Source organism: Pseudoduganella sp. HUAS MS19, assembly GCF_053615455.1.
In genome coordinates, this window is the sequence record NZ_CM132133.1 from 5,679,743 (window position 1) to 5,694,186 (window position 14,444).

The window sequence follows — 14,444 nt, forward strand, 5'->3', positions numbered from 1 at the left end:
TGCCTCTCTGGCAATCAAACGAGAATTTGGTATGATGTGTTGAGTATTTTTCAACACCACCACGCTGAGTTATCGATGACTGTTCGCCCCCCGCTCCATGCGCTGTATGTGTTCTGCGTCGTTGTCAGGGAAGGCGGCTTCCGCCAGGCAGCGCAGGTGCTGCACCAGACGCCGGGCGCGGTCAGCCGCCAGGTCCAGGCGCTGGAAGAGCGTCTCAAGCAAGTGCTGTTCGAGCGCACCAGCGGCAATTCGGCCACGCTGACCGTCGCCGGCCGGCAATTGCACGACAAGGTCGCCGACCAGCTGGCCGGCATCATCGACGTGCTGGAGCCATCCGGGGGAACGGGAAGCCAGCATTCCATCCTGGTCGATACCAGCGTGACGCTGGCCATGCACTGGCTGATTCCCCAACTGCCGGATTTCCGGCAGCGTTATCCGCACATCCACGTCGACGTGCGCACCGTTGACGGCGATATCAATCCCTCGGCACCGGTCGACGTCTTCCTGCGGCGCGATCCGGCAGAATTGCGCGGGCTGCCTTCCCAGGCGTTCATGCAAGAGCGCTGTGTCCTGGTATCGAGTCCGGCCTTCGCATCGACGCTGGGCGCGCCGGAGCCGGACGGCATGCGCTGGCTGGCCAAGGTGCCGCGCATCGGCATGCGGTCCCGGCCCGACCTGTGGCCCGGCTGGAGCAAGGCCCATGGCATGGAGCCACGGATGCTGGCCCCGACCATTGAGTTCGACAATACCGTCCTGGCGATCCAGGCCGCCATGCAGGGGCTTGGTGTACTGGTGGTGCCGGAGGCCTTTGTTGCGGCAATGGTCGAAGGCATCGCATTGCAGCGCATCCATCCGGCCCGCATCGAAAGCGGCACGTACTCGTTTGCCGTGGGCCGGCAGCGCGCGTCGCCACGCGTCGACACCTTCACGCAGTGGCTGAAGGAGCGCGGGATGCGCTAATCGTTACGCTGGCGGAACAGGCAGGCGCCCGCCGCCACGGTAAACAGCGCCACGCTGCCGGCAATGTGGCGGTCGGCCTCGCTGGCCCAGGTCGGCGGCCGTTGCAGCAGCCGGAACACACCAGGGTCGAAACTGAAGTCGCGCAGCACGTCGTTGACCACCGCCACCAGCGTGTCGTCGGCCTGCTCGTTGCGCGTCGAGCGCGCCCTCTTCATGCAGGCTGTCGTAGTATTCATTGGCCAGCACGGCATGTTCGCCCAGCCATTGTTCGGCCCCGGAGGCCTCGATCGGCACCGGCTGCGGGCCGCGCCCGAACAGGTAAGCGCAAACGAGGCCGCACTGGTCGGAACCATAGGTGACTGCACTGATCTGCACGAGTTTCCAATCTGATAATTTCGGCCGGGACTCGGCCGTTTAGTGTATGCTATAGCACTTCGGAACAACGGCTTTCATGCCAATTATGCAAGAGCACTCTAGTAGCGTCAGGAATGACGCTAAACCACACCGGTCGCTGTTCGAGCGACTCACCGCCCTGATTTCCCCTGAGCCCGAGAGCCGCTCGGAGCTGCTTGAAGTCCTGCACGACGCCCATGAACGCAACCTGATCGACGCCGACGCACTGTCGATGATCGAAGGCGTGTTCCAGGTGTCGGACCTGTCGGCGCGCGACATCATGGTGCCGCGTTCGCAGATGGACGTCATCGACATTACCAAACCGATCGAGGAATGGATCCCGCTGGTGCTGGAAACGGCCCACTCGCGCTTCCCCGCCATCGAGGGTGAACGCGACAAGGTGATCGGCATCCTGCTGGCCAAGGACCTGCTGCGCTACTACGCGGAGGAAGAGTTCGACGTGCGCGACATGCTGCGCCCGGCGATTTTCATCCCGGAATCGAAACGCCTGAACGTGCTGCTGCGCGATTTCCGCGCCAACCATAACCACATGGCCATCGTGGTCGATGAGTACTCCGGCGTGGCCGGCCTGATCACCATCGAGGACGTGCTGGAGCAGATCGTCGGCGATATCGAAGACGAATACGACTTCGACGAGGAGGAAGACAATATTCTCTCCATCAAGGAAGGCAAGATCGGCCCGCGCTGGCGCATCAAGGCGCTGACCGAGCTGGAGCAGTTCAACGAAGAACTCGATGCCGACCTGGCCGACGAGGATGTGGACACCATCGGCGGCCTGGTGGCCAAGCACCTGGGCCGCATGCCGCACAAGGGCGACACCTTCGACATCGCCAACCTGCGCTTCGAAGTGCTGCGCGCCGACGCGCGCCAGGTCCATGTGCTGACGGTTGAAAAACTGCCCGCCTCGGTGGACGAGCAGGACTGATGCGCTGGCGTAAGACCAAGGCAGGCGAACCGCCTGCCGCGCCCCGCTCTACCCATAGCCGCATGCTGATCGCCGCCGTGGCCGGCGCGGCCGGCGTGTTTGCGTTTGCCCCGTTTGGCTGGTGGCCGCTGCAGATCCTGTCCCTGGCAATGCTGGTGTACCAGGCCTTACGTGCCGACGGCGTGCGCGCCTCCGCCCTGGTCGGATGGGCTTTCGGCTTTGGCTGGTGCCTGGCCGGTTTCCATTGGCTGTACGTCGCGATCAACCGCTTCGGCGGCATGCCCGCGCCGCTGGCAGCCATATCGATCGCCCTGCTGGCGGCTGCGATGGCGCTGTATGCCTGCGGCGCCATGGCCGCTACCGCCTGGCTGCGCAAGCGCTGGTCCCTGCCGCTGCCGGCCGCCACGCTGCTGGTGCTGCCGGCGTGCTGGGCATTGTTCGAATTCCTGCGCGGCTGGCTGTTTACCGGCTTTCCCTGGGTAACGGCGGGCTACGCCCACAATACTTCGCCGCTGGCCGGGTATGCTCCCGTGCTGGGCGTATACGGCATCAGCTGGCTCGCCGCCGTCACTGCCGGCGCATTGCCGCTGCTGATGCATCCTTTCCGCTACAAGGCTATCGCGCTGCTTGTTGCCATCTGGATGGGCGGCTTTGCGCTGGGGCGCATCGAATGGACCACGGCATCGGGCAAGCCGTTGTCGGTGCGCCTGGTGCAGGGCAACGTCCCGCTGCAGAACAAATTCAACAGCAAGCATCTCGGCGAGATCCTGCGCATGTACCAGCAGGTGGTGACGTCCGCCCCGGCTGACCTGATCGCGATTCCCGAAACCGGCGTGCCACTGTTCGCTTCGCAATTGCCGCCGGGCTACCTGGACTCCTACGGCCAGTTCGCGCGCCGTACCGGCAGCCATATCGTGCTGGGCATACCGATGACCAATGGCGTGGTGTATTCGAACAGCGTGCTGGGCCTGCCGCCCACCCTGGCCGCCAGCACCTACCGCTACGACAAGCACCACCTGGTGCCGTTTGGCGAATTCATCCCGACCGGCTTCCGCTGGTTCACCAATCTGATGCAGATCCCGCTCGGCGACCAGACGCGCGGCGCAGTGATCCAGGCGCCCTTCCCGGTGAAGGACCAGAAAGTGCTGCCGAATATCTGCTACGAAAATGTGTTCGGTGAAGAGATCGCGGAGCAGATTTCGCTGACCGGCGCAACCGTGTTGCTGAACGTCTCCGAGCTGGCCTGGTACGGCGAATCGATCGCCATCCCGCAGCACTTGCAGATGTCGCAAATGCGTTCGCTGGAGACCGGCCGGCCCATGCTGAGCGCTACCAACAGCGGCGCCACGGTCGTGATCTCGCCACGCGGCGAAGTGGCGCACGCCCTGCCCTACCGCCAACCGGGCGTGTTGAGCGCAACGGTGCAAGGCATGTCCGGCGACACGCCTTACATCAAGTTGCAGAACAAGCTGTTCCTCGCCTTGGCCGCCCTGTCCATCGCCGCCGCCTGGCTCTGGTCGCGCCAGCGCCGCAGCTAAAACACCTCATCAATAGTCCTGGCGCTCACCACCGCCAGGCACCATCGTTGCAACTCATCCTGAGAGCCGGCCTCGACTTTGCCCCGCACGCCGTCGTCGATCGGCCCAAAACGGATTTCGAGCTGATCGCACAGCATTTTTCGCAACGCTTCCAGTCGGCCACGAACCACGCCTCTTGCTTCACCTCTTGCCTCACCTCTTGCTTCCCCAATTGCTTCACCCCGCGCTTCGCCGCGTGCCATTCCCCGCTGTTCCGCGCGCTCTTCCCATAGGTATTTCCAGGCCATGTCAGTTCTCCCCTCCAAAAGATCCTGCTGCTGCTCGATCGCCTGCTGCCAGGCTTTCGGCAAACCCATCATTCGATCAACGAGGTCATATACGTCGCGGAATTTTGCCTGTTCCCATCCAACCGCTCGCAGGCCAGCCAGCAGTTTGTCTTTGACGATCGCGCATGCTGAAGGTTCCCTGCGCGTGCGCAGGGTGAACAGATGTGCCGCGACCAGCCACGCAAAAACGTTGTCGCTAAGAATCAGTTCTGCCATGAAGTCTTCAAGGTCTCGCAGCTTGACGGTTTCAAAAGCGAACGTGGTGCGGGTGTCGCCCGCAGAGAGATCGAATCGATGGGGCCGCCAAGTCGGACTACGGTCGCCCAAGATCGCGATGCTGCGCACTGGCAGCCGAAACTGGTCATAAAGGCGATATTGGCAAACAAACATGCGCTCCGCAAACCCTCGCTGGCGAGCGACCTGGACTTCGATATGCCACAGGCATGGCTGGCCGTCCTCGCCCTGGGCGCGGAGCAGCTTATCGACCCGGAACAGGCCCAGTGTGCTCTCGCGGGAGCATTTGCCTAATTCCTGGTCCAGGCTCTCGGGCGCAGGACGGTTTCCCCACGCTTCGCGCGGGAAAAGCACTGTGAAATCAGGCCAGTAGCGTTCGATCGCCTGCTTCCAGACGGAGTCATAGTCGGCGTTTGGCGTATCCATGCAGCTTGGACGGCCCGGCGCGGGCGGGGTTCCGGCCGCACGCCCTGGCTTTGATCGCGATCAAACGCCCTGCGGGCCGGGCGAAACTCTACAGGTTCGCCGCAAAAACCGCTAAAATGAGCCGTTTTAGCGAACCGATAACGCTCGCGCCCAGGGCGCCACCAACGACCACGATGCTGACATTTCAACAAATTATCCTGACCCTGCAGACCTACTGGGACAAGCAGGGCTGCGCACTGCTCCAGCCGTACGACATGGAAGTCGGCGCGGGCACCTTCCACACCGGTACTTTCCTGCGCGCCATCGGCCCTGAGCCTTGGCGTGCGGCCTACGTCCAGCCATCGCGCCGCCCGAAAGACGGCCGCTACGGCGAGAACCCGAACCGCCTGCAGCACTACTACCAGTACCAGGTCGTCCTGAAGCCGGCCCCGGAAAACATCCTGGACCTGTACCTGGGTTCCCTGGAGGCGCTGGGCCTGGACCTGAAGCAGAACGACGTGCGTTTCGTGGAAGACGACTGGGAAAGCCCGACCCTGGGCGCCTGGGGCCTGGGCTGGGAAGTCTGGCTGAACGGCATGGAAGTGACCCAGTTCACCTATTTCCAGCAAGTGGGCGGCCTCGATTGCAAGCCTGTGCTGGGCGAGATCACCTACGGCGTCGAGCGCCTGGCCATGTACCTGCAAGGCGTGGAGAATGTCTACGACCTGGTCTGGACCGAGTGGGAAGAAGGTGGTGTGAAGAAGCAGCTGAAGTACGGCGACGTATTCCACCAGAATGAAGTGGAGCAATCGACCTACAACTTCGAGCACGCCAACACCGACCTGCTGTTCGCGCAATTTGCCAACCACGAATCCGAAGCCAAGCGCCTGATCGAGCTGCAACTGACCCTGCCGGCCTATGAGCAGATCATGAAAGCCTCGCACAGCTTCAACATGCTGGACGCCCGCGGCGCGATCTCCGTGACCGAGCGCGCCGCCTACATCGGCCGCGTGCGCAACCTGTCGCGCATGGTCGCCCAGGCCTACTACGAGTCCCGCGAACGCCTCGGCTTCCCGATGGTCGCCAAATAAAAGAATACCGAACATGAATCAGACCCTGCTCATCGAACTGCTGACCGAAGAACTGCCGCCGAAAGCCCTGTCCAAGCTGGGCGCCGCTTTCGCTGCGGGCATTGTCAACGGCCTGAAATCGCGCGACTTCCTGGAAGAGGACAGCGTCGCCACCACCTACGCCACTCCGCGCCGTCTGGCCGTGTCGATCACCAAGGTGCGCGCCACCTCGCCGGACAAGCAGGTGCGCGAAAAGATCCTGCCGGTCGCCATCGCGCTGGACGCCGACGGCAACCCGACCGCACCGCTGACCAAGAAGCTGGCCGCCATGGGCCTGGCCCATGTCGCCGTGGCCGATATGGAACGCGCCCAGGACGGCAAGGCTGAAAGCTTCTTCTACACCAAGCTGGCTGCCGGCTGCGCCCTGCAGCTCGGAGCCCAGGCTGCGCTGGAAGAAACCATCGCCAAGCTGCCTATTCCCAAGGTCATGAGCTACCAGCGCCCGGACGGCGAGACCGTGCAGTTCGTGCGCCCGGCCCACGCGCTGGTCGCCCTGCACGGCGCCACCGTGCTGCCACTGACCCTGCTGGGCCTGAGCGCCGCCAACAAGACCGAAGGCCACCGCTTCCTGACCGCACCGGGCAAGCGCGAAGTGACCATCGCCGACGCCGAGTCCTACGCGGCAACCCTGGCAGAAGCCGGCAAGGTCGTCGCGGGCTTCGACGCACGTAAAGAGGCGATCCGCGCGGCCCTGCTGCACAAAGCCGGCGCCGACCAGGTGCTGATGCCGGAAGCACTGCTGGAAGAAGTGTCGTCCCTGGTCGAATGGCCGGTGGTGTATGAATGCCGCTTCGAGGAGGAATTCCTGGCCGTGCCGCAGGAATGCCTGATCCTCACCATGCAGACCAACCAGAAATACTTCGCCCTGACCGACGCCAGCGGCAAGCTGCGTTCGCGCTTCCTGATCGTGTCGAACATCGCGACCGACACCCCGGCAGCCATCATCGGCGGCAACGAGCGCGTGGTGCGCCCACGCCTGTCCGACGCCAAGTTCTTCTTCGAGCAGGACAAGAAGAAGTCGCTGGAATCGCGCCTGCCGCTGCTGAAGAACGTGGTGTACCACAACAAGCTGGGCACCCAGGCCGAACGCTCCGAGCGCGTCACCTCGCTGGCTGCTGCCATCGCCGGCCGCCTGGGCGGCGACAAGGCGCTGGCCGAACGCGCCGCGCGCCTGTCCAAGGCCGATCTGCTGACCGACATGGTCGGCGAATTCCCCGAGCTGCAAGGCATCATGGGCACCTACTACGCACGCCACGACGGCGAGCACGAAGAAGTCGCGCTGGCCGCCTCCGAGCACTACCAGCCGCGCTTCGCCGGCGACACCCTGCCGTCCACTGCCACCGGCACCGCCGTGGCGCTGGCCGACAAGGTGGAAACCCTGGTCGGCATCTGGGCTATCGGCCTGCAGCCAACCGGTGACAAGGACCCGTTCGCGCTGCGCCGCCATGCCCTGGGCGTGCTGCGCATGCTGGTGGAAAAGCGCCTGCCGCTGTCCATCTCCGCGCTGCTGGGCGACGCTGCCGCGCAGTTCGTGGCCGTGCCGAACTTCAAGGACCCGACTGCCGAAGTCACCGCCTTCATGATGGACCGCCTGCGCGGCATGCTGCGCGAGCGCGGTTTCAGCGTGAACGAGATCGAGGCTGTGGTGGCGCAAAACCCTGACCGCCTGGACGACATCGTGCAGCGCCTGGAGGCCGTGCAAGCCTTCGCCGCCCTGCCGGAATCGGTCTCGCTGGCCGGCGCCAACAAGCGCATCACCAACATCCTGAAGAAGAACGAGGAAGCGCTGGCACAGGCCAGTATCGTCAAGGCCGAACTGCTGCAGGACGCAGCAGAGAAAGCCCTGCACGCCGCCATGGGCCGCGTGGCGCCGGAAGTCGATGCGGCATGGGCCAGGGGCGACTTCACCGCCACGCTGAAGACCCTGGCGCAACTGAAGGAGGAAGTCGATGCCTTCTTTAACGACGTGATGGTCATGGCCGAAGATATCGCCCTGCGCAATAACCGCCTGGCGCTGCTGTCTGCCCTGCACGGCATGATGAACCGCGTGGCCGATATTTCCAAGCTGGCGGCCTGATATGCCTCAGTCCCAGCCGACCAAGCTGATCATCCTGGACCGGGATGGCGTGATCAACCACGACTCGCCCGACTTCATCAAGTCGCCGGACGAGTGGATCCCCATCCCCGGCTCGCTGGAAGCGATAGCCCGCCTGAACCAGGCGGGCTATCGTGTGGTGATCGCGTCGAACCAGTCGGGCATCGCCCGCCAGTACTTCGACATCAACACCCTGAATGCGATCCACCAGAAGATGCACCGACTGGCGCAGCAGGTTGGCGCCGACATCGACGCCATCTTCTTCTGCCCGCACGCGGCGGCCGACAACTGCGACTGCCGCAAGCCAAAACCTGGCATGTTCACGGAAATCTCGAAGCGCTTCGAGATCAGCCTGAAAGGCGTGCCGACCGTCGGCGACTCGCTGCGCGACCTGCAGGCAGGCTTCATCAGCGGCTGCGTGCCCTTCCTGGTCTTGACGGGCAAGGGCGAAAAGACCCATGCTACCGGTGGCCTGCCGCCGGGCACGCAGGTCTTCCCCGACCTGGCGGCCACTGTAGACCATATACTTAAGACCGATTGATTGGAGACCGTCGTTGCGACATTTCGTTCTGTTCTTGCGTTCCGCCCTGTTCATGGTTCTGATGGCAATTGCCACCGTCATCTGGTCCGCAGTGTGCATGCTGGCGGCGCCGCTGCCATACAACAAACGCTATTTCGTGACTTCGCGCTGGAATGTCTTCATCGTCTGGTGCGCCAAATGGATCTGCGGCATTCACTATCAGTTCAAGGGCTACGAGAATTTCCCCGATGCCCCGGCCATCATCCTGTCCAAACACCAGTCGGCGTGGGAGACCATCTTCCTGTTGGCGAACCTGCCACGCCCGCTGGTGTTTGTATTTAAAAAAGAGATCCTGTACATCCCGTTCTTCGGCTGGGGCATCGCACTGCTGCGCATGATCCCGATCGACCGCAAGCAGGGCAAGAACGCCTTCAAATCTGTTGTCGCGCACGGCAAGCGTCGACTCAGGGACGGCCAATGGATTATCATGTTCCCGGAAGGGACTCGCATTCCGGTCGGCCAGCAAGGCAAATACAAGAGCGGCGGCACGCGCCTGGCGGTGGAAACCGGGGCGGTGGTCGTGCCGATCGCGCTGAACTCCGGCGAATGCTGGCCAAAGAATTCCTTTATCAAGAAACCGGGCACCGTCACGGTGTCGGTTGGCAAACCGATTTCGTCGGAGGGTAAGACCCCGGACGAATTGATGGAGCAGGTGGAACAGTGGATCGAATCAGAAATGCGCGTCATTTCGCCCCACGCCTACAACGCTGGCTAGCCGAAAAGGCTGAAGCGCAACAGGAGGCGCCGCCGGCAGCGGCCGCGCCTTCTTCCCCGTTTCCCGTTCCCGCTCCCGCAGCAGTGAACCTGCTGCGCCCCCCGGTGCAATTGCGCCGCCCAGAACCCACCTCCCCGCCGCTGTCCGGCGACCAGGACAAACGACAGCTGCTGGTGGGCGAATACATCCTCGAATATGTGCTGAAGCGCTCGACGCGCCGCTCGATCGGATTCACGGTCGACGACACCGGCCTGTATGTGACCGCGCCCAGGCGCTGTTCGCTGGCCGACATCGACAACGCCATCCGCGCCAAGCAGCACTGGATCCTGTCCAAGCTCGATGAACGCCGCCAGCGCCGCGCCGCGCGCCTGGAAAAGCCGCCTGTCGTGTGGGATGACGGCGCCAAACTGCCCTACCTCGGCGAGGAAATCACGCTGCGGCTGTACCAGGCGCCGCGCAACCGCACAGAGTTCGATGCGACGGCAATGGAGCTGTCGATGGGCCTGGTGCAAGGCGCCACCGAGCAGTTGCTCAAGGAGCGCGTCAAGAACTGGTACAAGGCGCAGGCGGAAGGCCTGTTCCAGCAGCGGCTTGACCTGTATGCGGCGCGCCTGGGTGTCCAGTACGCCGGCTTCTCATTGTCCTCGGCCGATACGCGCTGGGGCTCCTGCACCGCGCAGCGCACCATCCGCCTGAACTGGAAGCTGATGCATTTCTCGCTGCCGCTGGTCGATTACGTGGTGGCGCACGAATTGGCGCACATCCTGGAGATGAACCACAGCCCGCGCTTCTGGGCCAACGTCGGCCGCATCTATCCGCAATACGAAGAAGCCAAGCAGTTGCTGCGCAAACGCGCTGCGGAACTGCCGCCCTTGTTTACCTGATGCGTTTTTCCGCGGCCGTCGCCTCCCTGCCCCTGTTCTCTCTGCTGGCGGCCTGCACATCGACGCCCGCGGCGGAACCCCGTTTCACCGTGGTCACGGTCGATCCGGCCCGGGAACGCCTGCAGCTCTTTCTCAACGATGAACAGGGGCGCCCCTACAAACGGCTGGGGAAGCTCGCATCGGCGCTGGCCGGACGCGGCCAACGGCTGGCATTTGCCATGAATGGCGGCATGTACCACCCGGATTTCTCGCCAGTCGGCCTGTTGGTTGCCGACAGCGTCGAACTCTCGCCGCTCAACCTGGCGCGCGGCAAGGGCAATTTCTTCCTGCGGCCAAACGGCGTGTTCCTGGTGACCGATGCCGGCGCGCAGGTTGTCGAATCGTCGGCTTACCCAGCACTGGCCGGCAAGGCGCTGATTGCCACGCAGTCAGGCCCGATGCTGCTGTCGGCCGGCACGATCAACCCACTGTTCGATCCCGCCTCGCGCTCCGTCCATATCCGCAACGGCGTATGTGCAATCGACGGCAAGGCAGCCTTCGTCATCAGCGAAGGCCCGGTCAACCTCCATGACTTCGCGCGATACTTCCGTGACACGCTGAAGTGCCGTGATGCCCTGTACCTGGATGGTTCGATTTCCTCGCTGTATGCCCCGGCATTGGGGCGCAACGACAACCGCGCCGATCTCGGGCCGATCATTGGAGTGGTGGCAAACTAGAGCCAGCCGGCGTCGCGGGCCAGGCGGAAGGCTTCCACGCGGTTGCCGGCATCTAACTTGCTGATCGCCTCCGACAGATAGTTGCGCACCGTGCCTTCCGACAGGCTCAGTTGCTTCGCGATGTCGGCGCCGCTGCGGCCCTCGCCGGCCAGGCGCAGTACCTGGCGTTCGCGTTCGCTCAGCGGGTCTTCGCTGCCGCCCCAGCTCTCCAGCGCCAGCTCGGGCGCGATGGCGCGGCCGCCGGCATGCACGCTGCGGATGGCTGAGGCCAGCGATTCGGAGGGCGCATCCTTCAGCAGGTAGCCGCGCACCCCTGCCGCCATGGCACGGCGCAGGTAGCCGGAGCGTGCGAAGGTGGTGACGATCACCACCTTGGCCGATGCGCGGCGCTCGGACAGCGCCGCCGCCAGTTCCAGCCCCGTCATCAGCGGCATTTCGATATCGGTCAGCACGATGTCCGGCTGCAGTGCTTCGCATAGCGCCAGCGCTTCGGCTCCATTACGGGCCTGGCCGGCCACCTCGATGTCAGGTTCGAGCTTCAGCAGCGCGGCCAGTGCGCCCAGCACCAGCGACTGGTCTTCGGCAATCAGAATACGGATCATGCGGCTGCTCCCATCGGTAAGCACAATTCCAGCGCCAGCCCGTCCCCGGCGTGCACGGCAAGGCGTCCGCCAGCGGCGGCGACCCGCTCGCGCATGCCGCGCAAGCCGTTGCCCTGCTCCAGGGCCGCGTGGTCGAGCAGGGCCCGGCCGTCGTCGCGGATATGGCAGACGATCTGGCCGTTCTTCTGCCGCACGCTGACCTGGCAGCGCGTGGCACGGGCGTGGCGCAGGATGTTCGTCACCGCCTCGCGCAAGGCCAGCGCCAGCACGTTCTCCGTCGTGGCAGGCATGGCGAAGGGCTGCACGTCCGCCTCCAGCGCCACGTCGGCAGCGGCCAGGGCGGCGCGCGCCTGCGCCAGTTCCTGCGCCAAGCCGCTGCGGCGAAAACCAGTGACTGCGCTGCGCACTTCCGCCAGGGCGTGGCGCGCGGTCGTTTCGATGTCCCTGATCTCTTTTGCGGTAGCGGCGCTATCGCGCTGCAGCAGGCGCCCCGCCAGCTCGGCCTTGATGGCGATCAGCGACAGCGTATGCCCCAGCAAATCATGCAGGTCGCGCGAAATGCGCTCGCGTTCGGCGATGCGGGCAAGGTGTTCGACTTCCTCCTGCTTGCGCAGCAGTTGCTGGCTCGAGCGCCGCACGCGGGCATCCATCACGCTGGCAATGCCGACCGGTGCGCCGACTGCCAGTGCCGGCAACAGGAAGGGCAGCGGCTGCTTCAGCGACAGCGCCGCCAGCGTGGCGGCAGCAAGGATCAGGCCGATCCCCAGGTAGGCTTGGCGCGGCTGTTCCAGCGCGGCGCACATCGAGCAAGCGAAGATGAAGAAGGTGCAGGCGCCGAAGTTGAACGGCGCCCAGGCCAGCCCCAGCACAACAGACGCCAGCAGCAATGGCAGCAAGCGCCGGTTGCGCAGCCAGTAGCTGGCAAAGTACATCGGCACGAAGACGGCAACGGTCAGCGCCAGCAAACCCAGCTCCAGCAGCGGCGCCCGGGTGTGGAAGTATTTCCACAGCAGGAAGTTCAGCGACAGCAGCCAGAGGTAAGGCGCCTTGCCAAGATGTGGCGGCACCCAAGGCCCGGCCAGCAGTCGCTTGAACTTTTCCATCCCCGCTCCCCTATTGCAGCATCAGGCGCACATCGGAAATCTGGAACTGGTAGTCCCCGGTCTGCGGCCCTGCATTGAAAGCGATCATTGTAATCGCGCTGGTATCGATTCCTTTGAAGTCGGCCAGGGGCATGCTCACCTCCTTCCAGTCGGCAGCGGCCTCGAACGGTACATTGACCGGGATCTGGCCGGCGCGGGACATGATCGCCACCACATAGCGCTTGCCGTCGCCCTTGACGCGGAAGCGCAGCACTTTGACCGCGCTCAGGTCGGCAGCCGCCATCGGCGAAGTGCCCGGCATGAAGGCCAGGCCGGCCCACGGGAAGGCAAAGCCGGGCTGCACGCTGGCCTTCACGCTGGCCGCCGCCTCGTCGATGTAATCGACCTGCACGCTCGACTTGCCGCCCAGGATAGCGTCATGGGACGGCATCCAGCCGGCGCCGAACGGGCTGGCCAGCTTGTCCCTGGTGAACAGGCTGATACGGCCATCGGCCGGCATGGCCGGCGGCACGCCTTTCGAATGGAGTTCCTGCACCACCAGCTCCTGCTTCCTGGCGCGGGCCGGCGATACGATCTCGCCATCCTTCCATACTTCCACGATGCGGCGGGTCGCGTGAATGTCTTTGCTCGGGTCGCCCTCGACCAGCACCACGTCAGCCTTGTAGCCATCGGCAACCTGGCCGCGCATGCCGAGACGGAAGGACCTGGCCGGCACTGAAGTTGCCGCGGCCAGCGCCTGCAGCGGCGTCAGCCCCGCCCTGGTCATCGCCAGCAGTTCATGATGCAGGCTGGCGCCATACAGCGTGCCCGGGTTGCCGGCGTCGGTGCCGGCCAGCAGCGGCACGCCCGCATCGCGCAGCGCTGCCACCACAGCATTGGGCGCAGCCATGATGGCCGGGCGCGCTTGCTTGCTGAAGGATGACTTCAGGATTGCCACCTGTTCCTTGTCGAGCAGGGCCGCCACCTGCTGGTCCCCCAGCAGCTCTTGTGGCGGCATGCCGGCCACGCTTTCCATCACGCTGAAGGTCGGGATGATGAAGGCCTTGGTCCGGCTGGCCAGCTTGACGAAGGACGTCAATTCGGCAGGAGCGACCGATGCCGCAGTAAACAGGTGCACCAGGCCGTCGGCCCCGGCCTCCAGCGCCGAGCGCGCATCGTCGAGTTTGGAAATATGCACCACGGCCAGCTTGCCGCGCTTGTGCGCCGCATCCACCAGGGCCTTGACGGTCGGCACGTCAAGGCTATTGCTCGGGCGGCCCGGCCAGCCCGGTTCCAGCACGATCTTGATGAATTGCGAACCCTCGGCGATGCGCGCGTCGACCCAGGCCTGCGCTTCCTCAGGCTTGGTCAGGGTCGGGACCGGCAAACCGTACTCCGTGCCATGGCCGCCCGGCGCCGTGGCCAGGATGCCGGCCGAGAAAACGTCGGCAGCGTCCTTGTTCTCGCCTTTTGCCATGCGGCTGTGTATCGCCTGCATGCCCTGCACCGGCATGAACATGTCGACCTGGGTCGTCACGCCGAACAGCAGCGGCAGATCGGGGTAACGATAGGCGTGCACGTGGGAGTCGATCAGTCCCGGCATCAGGGTGCGCCCGGCGCCATCGACCACCTTGGCGTGCGCCGGCGCCTTGCCCTTGAAATCGGCGCTGGCGATCTTGCCGTCTTCGAGCAGTACGCTGCGCCTGGCATGCACTTGCTGGCCGTCGAAAACACGGACGTCCTTGATCAAGGTGGTGTCGGCTGCCACGGCAGGCAGGGCGCAGGCCAGGCTGGCGGCGATCAACAGCTTGCGGAACGATTGCATTGCGGTCTCCTTG

At 64.4% G+C, this 14,444-nt stretch carries 14 protein-coding genes; 9 read left to right on the plus strand and 5 right to left on the minus strand.

The genetic code is table 11. From position 1 onward, the window contains the following. Positions 1–75: 75 nt before the first annotated feature. Positions 76–960 (plus strand): LysR family transcriptional regulator, encoded by an 885-nt coding sequence (locus ACWBU6_RS26005; protein WP_452646222.1) that lies wholly within the window; start codon positions 76–78, stop codon positions 958–960. On the opposite strand, the gene ACWBU6_RS26010 is transcribed toward ACWBU6_RS26005, so the two are convergent. Continuing rightward, the gene (locus tag ACWBU6_RS26010; protein WP_452646223.1) at positions 957–1,196 is read right to left on the minus strand and encodes a hypothetical protein; all 240 of its coding nucleotides are present in this window, start codon (positions 1,194–1,196) and stop codon (positions 957–959) included. The genes ACWBU6_RS26005 and ACWBU6_RS26010 overlap by 4 nt on opposite strands. 224 nt (positions 1,197–1,420) lie before the next feature. On the opposite strand from ACWBU6_RS26010, the gene ACWBU6_RS26015 reads away from it, so the two are divergent. Both ACWBU6_RS26015 and lnt read left to right on the plus strand, forming a co-directional pair. After that, a complete protein-coding gene (locus ACWBU6_RS26015) occupies positions 1,421–2,299 on the plus strand; it encodes an HlyC/CorC family transporter (protein ID WP_452649621.1) in 879 nt (292 codons plus the stop codon). Continuing rightward, entirely contained in the window at positions 2,299–3,837 is a 1,539-nt protein-coding gene (gene lnt, locus ACWBU6_RS26020; RefSeq protein WP_452646224.1) for an apolipoprotein N-acyltransferase, read from the plus strand. The genes ACWBU6_RS26015 and lnt overlap by 1 nt, the downstream gene beginning before the upstream one ends. Here lnt and ACWBU6_RS26025 read toward each other — a convergent pair. Then, entirely contained in the window at positions 3,834–4,823 is a 990-nt protein-coding gene (locus ACWBU6_RS26025) for a hypothetical protein (protein ID WP_452646225.1), read from the minus strand. The two genes, lnt and ACWBU6_RS26025, sit on opposite strands and share 4 nt — an antisense overlap. 173 nt (positions 4,824–4,996) lie before the next feature. Here ACWBU6_RS26025 and glyQ point away from each other — a divergent pair, with 173 nt between their 5' ends. Genes glyQ through ACWBU6_RS26055 form a run of 6 tightly spaced genes read left to right on the plus strand, consistent with a single transcriptional unit; the run spans position 4,997 to position 10,922 of the window. Continuing rightward, positions 4,997–5,893, plus strand: coding sequence for a glycine--tRNA ligase subunit alpha (gene glyQ / locus ACWBU6_RS26030; protein WP_452646226.1), 897 nt, complete (start codon positions 4,997–4,999; stop codon positions 5,891–5,893). 13 nt (positions 5,894–5,906) lie between these two features. Next, complete coding sequence (gene glyS / locus ACWBU6_RS26035; protein WP_452646227.1) at positions 5,907–8,009, plus strand: glycine--tRNA ligase subunit beta; 2,103 nt, start codon at positions 5,907–5,909, stop codon at positions 8,007–8,009. Position 8,010: 1 nt separating this feature from the next. Further along, the gene (gene gmhB, locus ACWBU6_RS26040) at positions 8,011–8,568 is read left to right on the plus strand and encodes a D-glycero-beta-D-manno-heptose 1,7-bisphosphate 7-phosphatase (protein WP_452646228.1); all 558 of its coding nucleotides are present in this window, start codon (positions 8,011–8,013) and stop codon (positions 8,566–8,568) included. 13 nt (positions 8,569–8,581) lie between these two features. Beyond that, positions 8,582–9,322, plus strand: coding sequence for a lysophospholipid acyltransferase family protein (locus tag ACWBU6_RS26045; protein WP_452646229.1), 741 nt, complete (start codon positions 8,582–8,584; stop codon positions 9,320–9,322). Beyond that, on the plus strand, positions 9,268–10,206 hold the full coding sequence (locus ACWBU6_RS26050; protein ID WP_452646230.1) for a M48 family metallopeptidase: 939 nt from the start codon (positions 9,268–9,270) through the stop codon (positions 10,204–10,206). Before ACWBU6_RS26045 ends, ACWBU6_RS26050 begins: the two co-directional genes overlap by 55 nt. Further along, complete coding sequence (locus tag ACWBU6_RS26055) at positions 10,206–10,922, plus strand: phosphodiester glycosidase family protein (RefSeq protein WP_452646231.1); 717 nt, start codon at positions 10,206–10,208, stop codon at positions 10,920–10,922. Before ACWBU6_RS26050 ends, ACWBU6_RS26055 begins: the two co-directional genes overlap by 1 nt. Here the strand turns inward: ACWBU6_RS26055 and ACWBU6_RS26060 are convergent. From ACWBU6_RS26060 to ACWBU6_RS26070, 3 genes are read right to left on the minus strand one after another with little or no spacing between them, the layout of a single operon-like run. Continuing rightward, a complete protein-coding gene (locus tag ACWBU6_RS26060) occupies positions 10,919–11,524 on the minus strand; it encodes a response regulator transcription factor (RefSeq protein WP_452646232.1) in 606 nt (201 codons plus the stop codon). The genes ACWBU6_RS26055 and ACWBU6_RS26060 overlap by 4 nt on opposite strands. Beyond that, complete coding sequence (locus ACWBU6_RS26065) at positions 11,521–12,627, minus strand: sensor histidine kinase (protein ID WP_452646233.1); 1,107 nt, start codon at positions 12,625–12,627, stop codon at positions 11,521–11,523. Before ACWBU6_RS26065 ends, ACWBU6_RS26060 begins: the two co-directional genes overlap by 4 nt. Before the next feature lie 10 nt (positions 12,628–12,637). Continuing rightward, positions 12,638–14,431, minus strand: a complete 1,794-nt coding sequence (locus tag ACWBU6_RS26070; protein WP_452646234.1) for a CIA30 family protein — start codon at positions 14,429–14,431, stop codon at positions 12,638–12,640. Positions 14,432–14,444: the final 13 nt, after the last annotated feature.

Coding starts and splice junctions, on each gene's coding strand:
- glyS (WP_452646227.1), top strand. CDS start 5,907: ATGAATCAGACCCTGCTCATCGAACTGCTGACCGAAGAACTGCCGCCG.
- ACWBU6_RS26060 (WP_452646232.1), bottom strand. CDS start 11,524: ATGATCCGTATTCTGATTGCCGAAGACCAGTCGCTGGTGCTGGGCGCA.
- ACWBU6_RS26010 (WP_452646223.1), bottom strand. CDS start 1,196: ATGAATACTACGACAGCCTGCATGAAGAGGGCGCGCTCGACGCGCAAC.
- gmhB (WP_452646228.1), top strand. CDS start 8,011: ATGCCTCAGTCCCAGCCGACCAAGCTGATCATCCTGGACCGGGATGGC.
- lnt (WP_452646224.1), top strand. CDS start 2,299: ATGCGCTGGCGTAAGACCAAGGCAGGCGAACCGCCTGCCGCGCCCCGC.
- ACWBU6_RS26005 (WP_452646222.1), top strand. CDS start 76: ATGACTGTTCGCCCCCCGCTCCATGCGCTGTATGTGTTCTGCGTCGTT.
- ACWBU6_RS26055 (WP_452646231.1), top strand. CDS start 10,206: ATGCGTTTTTCCGCGGCCGTCGCCTCCCTGCCCCTGTTCTCTCTGCTG.
- glyQ (WP_452646226.1), top strand. CDS start 4,997: ATGCTGACATTTCAACAAATTATCCTGACCCTGCAGACCTACTGGGAC.
- ACWBU6_RS26015 (WP_452649621.1), top strand. CDS start 1,421: ATGCAAGAGCACTCTAGTAGCGTCAGGAATGACGCTAAACCACACCGG.
- ACWBU6_RS26065 (WP_452646233.1), bottom strand. CDS start 12,627: ATGGAAAAGTTCAAGCGACTGCTGGCCGGGCCTTGGGTGCCGCCACAT.
- ACWBU6_RS26070 (WP_452646234.1), bottom strand. CDS start 14,431: ATGCAATCGTTCCGCAAGCTGTTGATCGCCGCCAGCCTGGCCTGCGCC.
- ACWBU6_RS26025 (WP_452646225.1), bottom strand. CDS start 4,823: ATGGATACGCCAAACGCCGACTATGACTCCGTCTGGAAGCAGGCGATC.